Annotated in this window: 11 protein-coding genes; 7 read left to right on the plus strand and 4 right to left on the minus strand. The window is 69.9% G+C overall.

What is annotated here, in order from left to right; translation table 11 throughout:
- Positions 1-17: 17 nt before the first annotated feature.
- A complete protein-coding gene (galK, locus tag IE200_RS12650) occupies positions 18-1,307 on the minus strand; it encodes a galactokinase (RefSeq protein WP_308433004.1) in 1,290 nt (429 codons plus the stop codon).
- Between galK and IE200_RS12655 the strand changes: the two genes are divergently transcribed.
- Genes IE200_RS12655 through IE200_RS12670 form a run of 4 tightly spaced genes read left to right on the plus strand, consistent with a single transcriptional unit; the run spans position 1,301 to position 5,577 of the window.
- Positions 1,301-2,539 (plus strand): extracellular solute-binding protein, encoded by a 1,239-nt coding sequence (locus tag IE200_RS12655; protein WP_229856467.1) that lies wholly within the window; start codon positions 1,301-1,303, stop codon positions 2,537-2,539. The two genes, galK and IE200_RS12655, sit on opposite strands and share 7 nt — an antisense overlap.
- Positions 2,536-3,474 (plus strand): carbohydrate ABC transporter permease, encoded by a 939-nt coding sequence (locus IE200_RS12660; protein WP_191279838.1) that lies wholly within the window; start codon positions 2,536-2,538, stop codon positions 3,472-3,474. Before IE200_RS12655 ends, IE200_RS12660 begins: the two co-directional genes overlap by 4 nt.
- Positions 3,474-4,304, plus strand: a complete 831-nt coding sequence (locus IE200_RS12665; RefSeq protein ID WP_191279839.1) for a carbohydrate ABC transporter permease — start codon at positions 3,474-3,476, stop codon at positions 4,302-4,304. The genes IE200_RS12660 and IE200_RS12665 overlap by 1 nt, the downstream gene beginning before the upstream one ends.
- A 7-nt stretch (positions 4,305-4,311) precedes the next feature.
- The gene (locus tag IE200_RS12670) at positions 4,312-5,577 is read left to right on the plus strand and encodes an ABC transporter ATP-binding protein (protein WP_191279840.1); all 1,266 of its coding nucleotides are present in this window, start codon (positions 4,312-4,314) and stop codon (positions 5,575-5,577) included.
- 98 nt (positions 5,578-5,675) lie between these two features.
- Here IE200_RS12670 and IE200_RS12675 read toward each other — a convergent pair whose 3' ends face one another.
- Both IE200_RS12675 and IE200_RS12680 read right to left on the minus strand, forming a co-directional pair.
- Positions 5,676-7,550 (minus strand): alpha-amylase family protein, encoded by a 1,875-nt coding sequence (locus IE200_RS12675; protein WP_191279841.1) that lies wholly within the window; start codon positions 7,548-7,550, stop codon positions 5,676-5,678.
- A 72-nt stretch (positions 7,551-7,622) separates the two neighbouring features.
- Positions 7,623-8,705: an ABC transporter ATP-binding protein gene (locus tag IE200_RS12680; protein ID WP_191279842.1), complete on the minus strand. Its 1,083-nt coding sequence runs from the start codon at positions 8,703-8,705 to the stop codon at positions 7,623-7,625.
- Between the two features lie 350 nt (positions 8,706-9,055).
- Between IE200_RS12680 and IE200_RS12685 the strand changes: the two genes are divergently transcribed.
- From IE200_RS12685 to IE200_RS12695, 3 genes are all read left to right on the plus strand, one after another.
- Positions 9,056-10,384 (plus strand): ABC transporter substrate-binding protein, encoded by a 1,329-nt coding sequence (locus tag IE200_RS12685; protein WP_229856486.1) that lies wholly within the window; start codon positions 9,056-9,058, stop codon positions 10,382-10,384.
- Between the two features lie 70 nt (positions 10,385-10,454).
- Complete coding sequence (locus IE200_RS12690; protein WP_191279844.1) at positions 10,455-11,441, plus strand: carbohydrate ABC transporter permease; 987 nt, start codon at positions 10,455-10,457, stop codon at positions 11,439-11,441.
- On the plus strand, positions 11,438-12,385 hold the full coding sequence (locus IE200_RS12695) for a carbohydrate ABC transporter permease (protein WP_191279845.1): 948 nt from the start codon (positions 11,438-11,440) through the stop codon (positions 12,383-12,385). Before IE200_RS12690 ends, IE200_RS12695 begins: the two co-directional genes overlap by 4 nt.
- Here the strand turns inward: IE200_RS12695 and IE200_RS12700 are convergent.
- The gene (locus IE200_RS12700) at positions 12,375-13,760 is read right to left on the minus strand and encodes a GH1 family beta-glucosidase (RefSeq protein WP_191279846.1); all 1,386 of its coding nucleotides are present in this window, start codon (positions 13,758-13,760) and stop codon (positions 12,375-12,377) included. The two genes, IE200_RS12695 and IE200_RS12700, sit on opposite strands and share 11 nt — an antisense overlap.
- Positions 13,761-13,778: the final 18 nt, after the last annotated feature.

Genomic DNA, 13,778 nt, shown 5'->3' on the forward strand with positions numbered 1-13,778 from the left:
GTTTCGAGGGTGAGGCTTCAGTTTCCCCGGGTACCCGGGGAAACTGCGCGGGCGCCGGGCGCCGGAGCGGCGGTGAAGAGCGACGGCTCGCCGAAGCCGGCGTCGGCGAAAGCGGCGCGCACGGCGTCGCCGGCCGCGCCGACGGACTCGTCCGGCAGCAGGCCGATCACGCAGCCACCGAAGCCCCCGCCGGTCATCCGCGCACCCAGCGCGCCGGCCTCGTGGAGGGCGTCGACGGCCGTGTCGACCTCCGGCACGGTGATCCGGAAGTCGTCGCGCATCGAGACGTGCGAGGCGGTGAGGGCCGGGCCGATCTCCGGCAGACGTCCCTCGTCGAGGAGCCGCACGACCGACAGCACCCGCTCGTCCTCGGTGACGACGTGCCGCACGTAGCGGCGCAGCTCGTCGTCGTCGAGGCGGCGCAGGGCGTCGTCGAGGTCGCCGGCGGCGACGTCGCGCAGCGCGGGGACGCCGAGCAGTCGCGCCGCCTCCTCGCACCCGCGGCGACGCGCGCCGTACTCGCCGTCGGAGTGCTTGTGGGGCGCGCGCGTGTCGGTGACCAGCACCGTGAGCCCGTGGGCGGCCAGGTCGAGCGGCACCGAGCGGGTCTCGTGGCTGCGCATGTCGCAGAACAGGGCATGGCCTGCCTCCCCGCGCAGGCTGACGAGCTGGTCCATCCCTCCGGTCGGCGCGCCGACCGCGTCGTTCTCGACGTCGCGGGTCAGGGCGAACAGCGCGTCGTCGTCGAGGCCGAGGTCGAGGTGGTCGTCGAGGGCGCGGGCGACCGAGCACACGAGCGCGGCCGAGGACGACAGCCCCGCACCCGTCGGCACGTCGGAGTCCACGACGATGTCGAGCGCCGGGACGTCCACGCCCCGGTCGGTGAGCAGCCACAGGGCGCCGAGCACGTAGCGCGACCACTCGGGAACGTCCGGCGCCGACGACAGCCCGGAGCGGCGTACGACGACGGGCTCGGGCTGCTGCGCCGAGCGCACCGTCCAGCCGTCCGACCCCGCGGGCGCGGTGTCCACGACCGCGGTGCACCCCACCTCGAGCGCGAAGGGCAGCACGAAGCCGTCGTTGTAGTCGGTGTGCTCACCGACCAGGTTGATGCGCCCGGGGGCCCGCCAGACCGTCATCGAACCCCTTTTCGTGAACACCCGTTGGAATGGGATGAATGTTGCCAAACCCTGCGGGGGACCACTAGACCAGACAGACAAACTAGAGACGAGGAGGGGCGCGGATGTCACGAGCACCGTCGATCCGGCAACGAGGCCGGCCCAGAGGAGGACGGCGGCGGGTGGCACCGGTTGCCGCGCTCGCCCTCGCGAGCGGGTTGCTGGCCGCGTGCGGCGGCGACTCGGGCACGCCCGAGCTCGTCTGGTACATCAACCCCGACGCCGGAGGCCAGGACGCCGTCGCCGAGGACTGCTCCACCGACGACTACACGATCACGACGCAGGTGCTCCCCCAGGACGCCGGTCAGCAGCGCATCCAGCTGGCCCGCCGCCTGGCCGCGGGCGACGCCGGGATCGACCTGATGTCGCTCGACCCCCCGTTCACCGCCGAGTTCGCGGCGGCCGGATACCTCGCCGAGATCCCGCAGGACCTCCAGCAGAAGTTCAGCGAGCAGGCCTTCGAGAGCGCCGTGACCGCGGCGACGTGGGAGGACCAGCTGGTGGTGGCCCCGTTCTGGTCGAACACGCAGGTCCTCTGGTACCGCAAGTCCTTCGTCGACCAGACCGACCTCGACATGTCCCAGCCCGTCACGTGGGACCAGATCATCGAGGCCGCCGACCAGAACGACGGCAAGATCGGCGTCCAGGCCAACAAGTACGAGGGCTACAGCGTCTGGGTCAACGCGCTCATCACGGGCGCCGGAGGCCAGATCGCCGAGAACACCGAGGCCGGCAACGAGGCCGACATCACCATCGACTCCGAGGCCGGACAGGCCGCGGCCGAGGTGATCGAGAAGCTGGCCTCGTCAGAGGCCGCTCCTGCGGACATCTCGGTGTCCAACGAGGGCACCGCCGGCACCACCTTCGGCAGCGACGCCGGGTCCTTCCTCGTCAACTGGACCTACATCTGGGGCAACTACGGCGACGACCGGCTCGGCGACGACATCGGGTTCGCCCGCTACCCACGCACGGTCGAGGGCGAGGAGTCGCGCCCGCCCTACGGCGGCATCGGCATCGGCGTCAGCGCCTTCTCCGACGAGAAGGAACTCGCCGTCCAGGCGCTCGAGTGCCTGACGAGCCCGGAGAGCCAGGCCGTCAACGCGGAGAAGACGGGCAACATGCCCTCCAGCCCGGCCGGCTACGACCAGGAGGCGGTGAAGGAGCTCTTCCCGCCCGAGCTGATCGATCTCTTCCAGGAGAGCCTGGAAGCAGCCGCGCCACGCACGCTGTCGCCCTACTGGAGCGACATCTCCGGTGCCATCCAGAGCACCTGGCATCCACCGTCGAGCGTCGATGAGCAGACGCCCGAGCAGTCCGCGCAGTTCATCGAGGACGTGCTCCAGGGAAGGAGACTGCTGTGACGACCACCCTCTCCCGCCCTCCGGCGGACACCAAGGTCGCGGACAGGGCCTCGGACCGGTCCAAGGCAGAGAACCGCCTCGGGCAGAAGCTCGTCGCCCCGGCCGTGGTGCTGATGCTCCTGGTCACGGCGTGGCCGATGCTGCAGGCGCTCTACCTGTCGCTGTTCAACTACCGCCTCACCGCTCCCGACGACCGGGAGTTCGTCGGCCTCGCCAACTACTCCACGGTGCTGACCGACAGCCTGTTCTGGCAGGACATGTGGAACACGGTCCTGATCATGGTCGTCACCGTCGCGGTGGAGCTCGTGATCGGCTTCGCCTTCGCAATGGTGATGCACCGCGTGATCTTCGCGCGCGGGGTGATCCGGACCTCGATCCTGATCCCCTACGGCATCATCACCGTGGTCTCGGCCTTCGCTTGGCAGTTCGCCTTCAGCCTCAACAACGGCTTCGTGAACTCGTGGCTGCCGTTCGTCGAGGACAACTTCAACTGGTTCGGCGACCACTGGCCGGCGATGTTCGCGATCATGGTCTCCGAGATCTGGAAGACGACGCCGTTCATGGCGCTGCTCCTGCTCGCCGGTCTCTCCCAGGTCAGCGAGGACATGCTCGAGGCCGCCAAGGTCGACGGCGCCACCTGGTGGCAGCGCCTGTGGAAGGTGATCCTGCCCAACATGCGGGCCGCGATCATGGTCGCCGTCCTGTTCCGCGCGCTCGACGCCTACCGCATCTTCGACAACATCTTCGTGATGACGCGTGGAGCCCAGGAGACCGAGTCGGTCTCCTTCCTGACCTACCGCCAGGTCATCGAGCAGGTCCAGCTGGGAGTCGGCTCCGCGCTGTCGGTCCTGCTGTTCCTCAGCGTGCTGCTGCTGGCGTGGCTGATCGTGAAGCTGTTCCGGGTCGACCTGGCCCAGGCGAGGGGTGAAGGCTGATGAAGCAGCGCAACAACATCGGCACCTGGATCGGTTTCGTGCTGATCATGGTCTGGTGCCTCCTGCCCGTGGTCTGGATCATCTCGCTGTCCTTCAAGTCGGTGGAGGAGACGGCCGGCGGCAGCCCGCAGTTCCTCCCCAAGGACCCGACACTCGACAACTACCGCGACATCCTGTCCAACGGCGACTTCCTCGCCGCCCTGCGCAACTCCTTCGGGATCGCGCTCATCGCGACCTTCCTGGCCGTGGTGTTCGCCACCCTCGCGGCGTACGCCATCGCCCGGCTGGAGTTCAAGGGCAAGCGGCTGGTGCTCTCACTGGCGCTGGCCATCGCGATGTTCCCGGTGGTCTCGCTGGTCGGCCCGCTGTTCGACATGTGGCGCACGTTCGGGCTCTTCAACACCTGGCCCGGCCTGGTCATCCCCTACATGTCGTTCACGCTGCCGCTGGCGATCTGGACCCTGACGGCTTTCTTCCGGGAGATCCCGTGGGAGATGGAGCAGGCGGCCCAGGTCGACGGCGCCACGTCTTGGCAGGCGTTCCGCAAGGTGATCGTCCCGCTCGCCGCACCCGGTGTGTTCACCGCGGCGATCCTGACCTTCTTCTTCGCCTGGAACGAGTTCGTGCTCGCGATCTCGTTGACGTCGACCACGGGCTCTCGGACGGTGCCCGCCCAGCTGTCCTACTTCGTGGGGCCTGACCCGTTCAACCCGCCGTACGGACAGCTGGCGACCGCGTCCGTGGTCGTCACCGTCCCCATCATCGTCATTGTCCTGCTGTTCCAGCGCAAGATCGTCGCCGGCCTCACCTCCGGCGCAGTGAAGGGGTGAAGCCGACATGGCTGCCATCGAGATGAAGAACATCGTCAAGCAGTACGGCGACGGCTTCCCGGCCGTCAACGACGTGAGCATCGACGTGGAGGACGGCGAGTTCCTGATCCTCGTCGGGCCCTCGGGCTGCGGGAAGTCGACGCTGCTGCGCATGATCGTGGGACTGGAGGACATCACCGACGGCGACATGGTCATCGGCGGGAAGAAGGTCAACGACCTCGCCCCGCGCGAGCGCAACCTGTCGATGGTCTTCCAGAACTACGCCCTCTACCCCCACCTCACCGTCTACGAGAACATCGCGTTCCCGCTGCGACTGGCGGGCAAGTCCGACTCCGAGGTCGACGAGAAGGTGCGCGAGGCGTCGAAGACCCTCGAGCTCGACGAGCACCTCGAGCGCAAGCCCGGCAACCTGTCGGGCGGCCAGCGCCAACGGGTCGCGATGGGCCGGGCGATCGTGCGCGACGCCGAGGCGTTCCTCTTCGACGAGCCGCTGTCCAACCTCGACGCCAAGCTCCGCGGGCAGATGCGCACGGAGATCTCGCGGCTTCAGAAGCGTCTGGGCATCACCACCGTCTACGTCACGCACGACCAGACCGAGGCGATGACGCTCGGCGACCGGGTCGCGGTGCTCAAGCGGGGGGTGCTGCAGCAGCACGCGACGCCGCGCGAGCTCTACGAGAACCCGGCCAACCTCTTCGTCGCGGGCTTCATCGGCTCCCCGCCGATGAACTTCCTCCCGGCGAAGGTCGACGGCAACCGCGTCGAGCTGCCCTTCGGCACGGTGACGATCCCCGAGGATCGGGCTGCGAAGGCCCAGGGCAAGGACCTGCTCATCGCCGGCATCCGCCCCGAGCACTTCGAGGACGCCAGCGTGGTCGACAGCGACAAGGTCACCGACGAGGCGACCTTCAAGGCCACGGTCGACGTGGTCGAGTGGCTCGGCAACGAGGCGTACGCCTACATCCCGTTCGAGGCACCCGACGAGGTGCGCAAGCAGCTCGCCCAGCTCGAGAAGGACCTCGACGGCGAGTCGCTGCGCACGCAGCTGGTGGTCTCGCTCGACGGCGCCAGCCGGATCAGCGAGGGCGACGAGGCCACGATCTGGGTCGACGCCCGCAAGATCCACCTCTTCGACCCGGCCACGGGCGAGAACCTCACCATCGACGCCGACAACGCCGGCATCATCCCCGGCGGCAACGCGATGGCCAAGGCCGAGGAGGTCGGCAAGGAGCAGGACGAGGTGAAGCCGAGCGCGGAGTCCTCCGCCACCTGAGGCTCACGCCTCCCCCGGTGTCCGACCCCGCTGGTCGGCGCGGAACGCGGGGCCCCGGGAGCAGTCGCTCCCGGGGCCCCGCTGCGTCCGGGGACCGGTCAGTCCCGGGCGGCACCCGCCCCGAGGTGGAGCCACGCCGCGGCGTACGGGTCCAGGCGCACCGCGCCGTCGTGGAGCTGCGGCGCCAGGCCGGTCAGGGCGTCGACCAGCCGGTCGTCGTGCAGACCGAGCCAGTGCAGCACGTCGGCGGCCACCCAGGCCTCCCGCCCGCTGACGTTGTAGGCGCCCAGCAGCGGGCCGTCGGGGTGGCGCCGCACGACGAGCAGGACGCCGTCGTCGCGGGGGTCCCAGACCTCGGTGGGCGAGGCCGCGTGCAGGTGCGGCAGTCCACGTCGTACGTCGAGGAGGTGGCGCAGGCCGGAGGTGATGCCGTGCGGGTCGGGAGCGTCGGGGCCGGCGGCGTCCCACGGCATGCGCGGGCGGTGCACCCACCGGTTGTCGGCTGCATGGGCGGGGTCGTCGGCCCACCCGGCGTCGTTGAGCAGGCCGAGCTCGTCGCCCATCCAGAGCACGGGCAGGCCGCCGAAGCCGAGGATGATCGCGTGGGCCAGCAGGATGCGCGCGACGGCGCCCGGGTCGCCGGCCTCGAGGCCGGCGAGGGAGGCCAGCGAGCCCGAGATGCGTCGGTCGCCGGTCTGCTCGTTGTGCTGGAAGACCAGCCCGCGCGCCCAGGACCCGGGGAAGGCCCCGGAGTACCAGTCCGAGAGGAAGCGCCGGTGGGCCGCGGGGTCCAGGCCCACCGCCCGCGCGTCCTCGTCGGCGATCGCCCACCCGATGTCGTCGTGGCAGCGGGCGTAGGTGATCCACGCCGTCGTCGACGGCGGCTGCGGCAGCTGCTGCAGCGCGTGGGTCGCCAGCCGGGCGTCGGCGGAGGCCAGCATCGACCAGATCTGCACCATCAGGCCGTTGTGGTAGGCCAGGTCGCTGACCCTGCCGGCGTGCTCGCCGACGCCCAGGTAGGCCGGCAGGTCGGCCGGGCCGACGATCGCCTCGGCCTTGAAGAGCACCGCGGGAGCAGCGATGCGCGCGACCGTGCGCAGGGCCCGGGTGAGGTCGTGCACCTCGGGCTCGTTCTGACAGCTGGTGCCCAGGCGCTTCCAGATGAAGGCGATCGCGTCGAGCCGGAACACCTCCACCCCGAGGTTGGCCAGCGACAGGATGATGTCGGCGAACTCGCAGAGCACCGCCGGGTTCGACCAGTCCAGGTCCCACTGGTAGTCGTTGAAGGTCGTCCAGACCCAGCCGTCGAGCTCTGGGTCCCAGGTGAAGTTGCCGGGAGCGAAGTCGGGGAACACCTCCGGGAGGCTGGCCTCGTAGGCGTCGGGCACCTCCCGGTCGGGGTGCACGTGGAACCAGGCCCGCTTCTCGGCGTCCCCGGCCCGGGCGGCGGCGGCCCAGGCGTGCTCGCGCGCGACGTGGTTGAGCACGAGGTCCAGGCACAGGCTGATGCCGTCGGCGCGCAGGACGTTCGTCAGCTCGCGCAGGTCCTCGACCGTGCCGAGGTCGGGCCGCACGGACCGGTAGTCCATGACGGCGTAACCGCCGTCGTTGGGAGGCGGTCGCGGCGTGAGCAGCGGCATCAGGTGCAGGTAGCCCACCCCGAGGTCGCGGAGGTACGCCGCCCGCTCGCCGACGCCGCGCAGCGTCCCGGCGAACCGGTCGGCGTACGCCGCGTAGCCCACCATCGAGGGCCGCTGGAACCAGTCCGGCTCGCGCAGTCGCTGCTGGTCGAGCGCACGCAGGTCGTCGGGGCGCGCGTCGTGCGCGGTGCGGGCGACCTGCACGAGCGTACGCGCGACGCCGGGCGCCGCACCGGGTCCGTAGACGCGCCCCAGGGTGGCGAGCAGGTCGGGTTCCAGGTCGGCGAGGCGGGCCTCGAAGCCCACGTCGTGCGGGTCGGTCGACAGGGTCATGTCGTCCTCACGCCCCGGCAGGCGCGCGGCCGCCGGTCGAGCCCGGGGTCGCGCGCCTGCGGCGGGTGCTGGTCAGTCCGAGAGGCGCTCGCCGGAGTCGGTGTCGAACACGTGGACGTGCGCCGGGTCGGTCGTGACGTAGAGCGTCTCGCCCTTCTGCGGGTGGTGGCGACCGCTCACGCGGACGATCACGTTGGACGGGGTGCCCTCGACGTCGGACGTGCCGTAGACGAAGCTGTCGGCGCCGAGCTCCTCGACGACCGTCACCCGCACCGGCAGCCCGCCCTCCTCGGCGGAGACCAGGCGCCAGTTCTCCGGGCGCACGCCGATGGTGACGTTGCCCGACATCTTGCGCTCGGCGGTCGGGTCGACCGGCACGGTGTACTTGCCGATCTTGACCTCGCCGTCGACGGCGACGCCCTCCATCAGGTTCATCTGCGGGGAGCCGATGAAGCCGGCGACGAACAGGTTGGCCGGCTTGTCGTAGAGCTTGAGCGGGGTGTCGACCTGCTGCAGCACGCCGAGCTTCATCACCGCGACGCGGTCACCCATCGTCATCGCCTCGACCTGGTCGTGGGTGACGTAGACCGTCGTGACGCCGAGGTCCTGCTGCAGCCGGGCGATGTCCGTACGGGTCGCGACACGCATCTTGGCGTCGAGATTGGACAGCGGCTCGTCCATGCAGAAGACCTGCGGGGCGCGGACGATCGCGCGGCCCATCGCGACGCGCTGGCGCTGGCCGCCGGACAGGGCCTTGGGCTTGCGCTGGAGGTACTCGGTGAGCTGGAGGATCTCGGCCGCCTTGGCGACGCGCTCCTTGCGCTCAGCCGCGGGGACCTTGGCCATCTTGAGGGAGAACGCCATGTTCTCCTCGACCGACATGTGCGGGTAGAGCGCGTAGTTCTGGAAGACCATCGCGATGTCGCGGTCCTTCGGCGGGACGTTGGTGACGTCGCGGTCGCCGATGTAGATCTTCCCGTCGTTGACCTCCTCGAGGCCCGCGAGCATGCGCAGGGTGGTGGACTTGCCGCAGCCCGAGGGTCCGACGAGGACCATGAACTCGCCGTCCTTGATCTCGAGGCTGATGCCGGGCACGGCCGGCTCGTCGGCGCCGGGATACCAGCGCTGCGCCTTCTCGAACGTCACTGATGCCATCGTGTGCTCCTTCACCGGCAGGTACGTGCCGGACGATCCGTGGTGGAAGGGGTGGGTGGGCGACCCACGTGATGCGGGTCACACGGTGCACACCCTAGCGGCACGTCGTACGGCCGGTCACCGGCGGTCGCCGACTGGGCACAGTTACGCAACCGTGACCTAGACCAGCGTTGACGAACCCCGCCGCAAACGTTTTCATCTTTCGTGACGGCTGTCACACCAGGGCGGCCGACCAGGCCGCGGGCCGACTCGGGCCAGATCCCGCCACGGCCGGACCCAGAGGAGAGGGAAACCGCGACATGAGAAACATTCGGACCCGAAGGGGCATCGCGACGATCGCCGTCGTGGCGATGTCCGGACTCGGACTCGCCGCGTGCGCCGACGACGGTGGCGACGGCGGCAGCAACGAAGCCGGTGGCACCGCACCCGGTGCCGGCCGCGAGGAGTGCGCCGACCTCGAGCAGTTCGGCGACCTCAGCGGCCGCGAGGTGAGCGTCTACACCTCGATCATCGCGCCGGAGGACGCCGTCCACAAGGAGTCCTACCAGGTCTTCGAGGAGTGCACGGGCGCCACGGTGGCCTACGAGGGCTCCTCGGAGTTCGAGGCCCAGCTCGTCGTCCGCGTCCAGGGTGGCAACGCCCCCGACATCGCCTACATCCCGCAGCCCGGCCTCCTCCAGACGCTGGTGCGCGACACCGACGCCGTCGTGCCGGCGCCCGACTCGGTCTCCGAGAACGTCGACGAGTGGTTCGGCGAGGACTGGAAGGCCTACGGCACCGTCGACGACACTTTCTACGCCGCCCCGCTCGGCGCCAACGTGAAGTCCTTCGTGTGGTACTCCCCCGGCCAGTTCGAGGAGAACGGCTGGGAGGTCCCCGAGACGTGGGACGACATGATCGCGCTGTCGGACCAGATCGCCGAGTCCGGCACCAAGCCGTGGTGCGCCGGCATCGAGTCCGGTGACGCCACCGGCTGGCCGACCACCGACTGGCTCGAGGACGTCGTCCTGCGCGAGGCCGGCCCCGACGTCTACGACCAGTGGGTCAACCACGAGATCCCGTTCAACGACCCCGCCATCGTCGACTCCCTCGACCGCGTCGGCGAGATCCTCAAGAACCCCGACTACGTCAACGGCGGCATCGGCGACGTGAAGTCGATCGCGACCACCGCCTTCCAGGAGGGTGGCCTGCCCATCCTCGACGGCGAGTGCGCGCTGCACCGCCAGGCCTCCTTCTACGCCGCGCAGTGGCCCGAGGGCACCGACGTGTCGGAGACCGGAGACGTCTTCGCGTTCTACCTGCCGACCACCAGCGACGAGTTCGGCACGCCGGTCCTCGGCGGTGGCGAGTTCGTGGCGGCGTTCTCGGACGAGCCGGAGGTCCAGGCCTTCCAGACCTACCTGTCCTCCGACGTGTGGGCCAACGAGAAGGCCATCGCCACCCCGGGCGGCTGGGTGAGCGCCAACACCGGGCTCGACATCGCGAACCTCAAGAGCCCGATCGACCAGCTGTCGGCGGAGATCCTGCAGGACCCCGAGGCGGTCTTCCGCTTCGACGGCTCTGACCAGATGCCCGGTGCCGTGGGTGCCGGCTCGTTCTGGTCGGAGATGACCAACTGGATCACGGGTGCCGAGACCCAGGCCACCCTCGACAACATCGAGGACTCCTGGCCGAGCTGACCAGGCGGACGGGGCGCTCGGGCCACTGCCCGGGCGCCCCGTTGCCTCTCTCCCGACCGAGGAGGTCCGGATGACATCCACCGACAAGCTCATCCAGATGTCGATCGCCGTCGTGCTGTTCTTCGCGGTGATGGGCACGATCCTGCTGCTCACCACCAAGCTGCGCTCGCGCAGCGGTGAGCGGGTGCAGGCCGCCGCGTTCATCGCGCCGTCCCTGCTGCTCATCGCCGTCGGCCTGCTCTACCCGGCGGCACGCACCGTCTACCAGTCGTTCTTCGGCTCCGCCTACGAGCCGATCGTGGGAGGCGACGGGGAGAACTTCGTCGGCCTCGACAACTACCGCCAGATCTTCACCAGCAACGACCTGCTCCAGGTGCTGCAGAACACCGCGGTGTGGGTCGTGCTCACCCCGTTGCTGGCCACCGGCATCGGGCTCGTCTACGCCGTGCTGATCGACCGCTCGCGCTTCGAGAAGTCCGCGAAGGCGCTGATCTTCCTGCCGATGGCGATCTCGCTCGTCGGCGCCTCGATCATCTGGAAGTTCGTCTACGACTACAAGGCCAGCGAGCAGGCGCAGCTCGGTGTGCTCAACGGCCTGCTCAAGGCCGCCGGCTTCGACACCTACCGCTTCCTGCTCACCGAGCCGTGGAACACGCTCTTCCTGATCGTGATCATCGTCTGGGTGCAGGCGGGCTTCGCGATGACGATCCTGTCCGCGGCGATCAAGGCGATCCCCGACGACATCGTCGAGGCGGCGCGTCTCGACGGCGTCAACGGCCTCAAGCTCTTCCGCTACATCACGGTGCCGAGCATCCGGCCGTCGCTGATCGTCGTGCTCACGACGATCAGCATCACCACGCTCAAGGTCTTCGACATCGTCCGCACCGCCACGGGTGGGCAGTTCGGCACGAGCGTGCTGGCCTACGAGTTCTACGTGCAGAGCTTCCGGTCGTTCAACTTCGGCCTCGGCGCGGCACTCGCGACGCTGATCTTCGTCCTGGTGACGCCGATCGTCGTCTACAACATCCGACAGATGCGTCGCCTGGAGGCACGATGACCACCACGACACCCACGGCGCCCCCGACCGGCGTCACCCCCGGACCGCGCAAGAGCGCCAGCACCGCCGCCCGGGAGAGCCTGTCGGGTCGCTGGGCCTCGGCCGCGGCGATCGTCATCGCCGTGCTGTGGACGCTGCCCACCTTCGGCCTGTTCGTGTCCTCGTTCCGCCCGGAGTCGGAGGTCAAGACCAACGGCTGGTGGAACGTCGTCACCGACCCGCAGTTCACGCTGGACTCCTACCGACAGGTCATCAGCGGCGCCGACATCGACCTGGCGACCTACCTCATCAACTCGTTCGTCATCACGATCCCCTCGGTGCTGATCCCGATCAGCCTCGCGGTGATGGCGGCGTACGCCTTCGCCTGGATCCCGTTCCGCGGTCGCGACACGCTCTTCGTCGCGGTCTTCGCGCTGCAGATCGTCCCGATCCAGGTCACGATGATCCCGCTCCTGCGCCTCTACGTGGACCCGCCGTTCAACCTGATGCCGCTCTCGGGCAACGACGCACCGGGCGGCGGCTTCTACACCGTGTGGCTGTCCCACACGATCTTCGCGCTGCCGCTGGCGATCTTCCTGCTCCACAACTTCATGCGGGAGATCCCCGGGGAGCTGATCGAGTCGGCCCGCGTCGACGGCGCCGGGCACGTGCAGATCTTCTCGAGGATCATGCTCCCGCTGATGACGCCGGCCATCGCGGCGTTCGGCATCTTCCAGTTCCTGTGGGTGTGGAACGACCTGCTGGTCGCGCTCGTGTTCGCCGGGGGCAACCCGTCGGTCTCGCCGCTGACGGTGCGCCTGGCAGCACTGGCGGGCCAGCGCGGCGAGGACTGGCACCTGCTGTCGGCGGGTGCGTTCGTGTCGCTGGTGATCCCGCTGATCGTGTTCCTGTCGCTCCAGCGCTACTTCGTACGAGGACTGCTGGCCGGCAGCGTCAAGGGCTGAGCAGCCCGGCGGCCCCGCGCCCCCGGGCCGGGGCCGCCACCTGCTCGGCGAACCAGTGGTACGACGCCTTGGGCGTCCGCGTGAGAGACGGGGAGGACCGGTCGACGTGCACCAGCCCGAACGTCTTGGCGTACCCCTCGGCCCACTCGAAGTTGTCGAGGAGGGTCCACACGAAGTAGCCGCGCACGTCGGCGCCGGCGCGGCGAGCCCGCTCCACGGCCCCCAGGTGGTCGCGCAGGTAGTCGATGCGGTCCGTGTCGTCCACCCGTCCGTCGACGACCTGGTCGTCGGCACAGGCCGCGCCGTTCTCGGTGACCACCAGAGGGAGACCGGTGCGACGGTGGGTCTCGACCAACAGCTCCTCGAGGCCGCGGGGCTCGATCTCCCAGCCGATGTCCGTGCGCGGCCCGCGCACGACGAGGTCGAGCCCCTCGACTCCGGGGTAGGCGCCCTGCTCCGGATGGGGCTCACCACCATCGGCCCTGCGCGCGGGACGGATCGGCGTGTAGTAGTTGATCCCGATCCAGTCGGCGGAGCCCTTCATCGCCTCGAGGTCGCCCGGTCGGACGAGGCCGGGGTCGGTGAGCTCCGGCGCGATCGCGAGCAGCCGCTCGTCGTACGCGCCGTCGACCAGCGGGTCGAGCCACACCCGGTTGCGGATCGCGTCGACGCCGTCGGCCACGTCCGCCGCGTCGGGCGACTCCGGCCAGACCGGGGCGAGGTTGAGCACGATGCCGAGGTGCGCGCCCGGCAGCGCCCGGCGCGTCCAGGCGTGCCCCAGCATGAGGTGGTGGGCGGCGCGGTGCCCGGCCCCGGCCTCGCGGCGGCCCGGTGCGTGGACGCCTGCGGCGTAGCCGAGGTAGGCCGCGCACCACGGCTCGTTGTGGGTCGCCCACGACGTCACCCGGTCGCCCAGGCGCTCGTGGACCACCCCGGCGTACTCGACGAAGGCCTCGGCGGTGCTGCGCGCGAGCCAGCCGCCCTCGTCCTCGAGCACCTGCGGCAGGTCCCAGTGGTAGAGCGTGGCCACGGGCTCGACGCCGGCGGCGAGCAGCCCGTCGACCAGACGCTCGTAGTGGTCGAGACCGCGCGTCTCGACGCGACCCCGGCCCTCGGGGAGGACGCGCGGCCACGCCACGGAGAAGCGGTAGGCGTCGACGCCGAGACCCTCGACGAGGGCGATGTCGTCGTCGACGCGGTGGTAGGAGTCGCAGGCGTCCACGCCGTCGTCGCCGCCGCGGACACGACCGGGCTCGGCGGAGAACGTGTCCCAGATCGACGGCCCGCGGCCGTCCTCGCGGACCGCTCCCTCGATCTGGTAGGACGCCGTGGCGACGCCGAGCGCGAGCGGGAACGGGTCACGGGCAGCGGTCACCTCCTCACTCTAGTCCCG

This window comes from Nocardioides flavus (ex Wang et al. 2016), from assembly GCF_014653115.1.
Lineage (GTDB): Bacteria > Actinomycetota > Actinomycetes > Propionibacteriales > Nocardioidaceae > Nocardioides > Nocardioides flavus.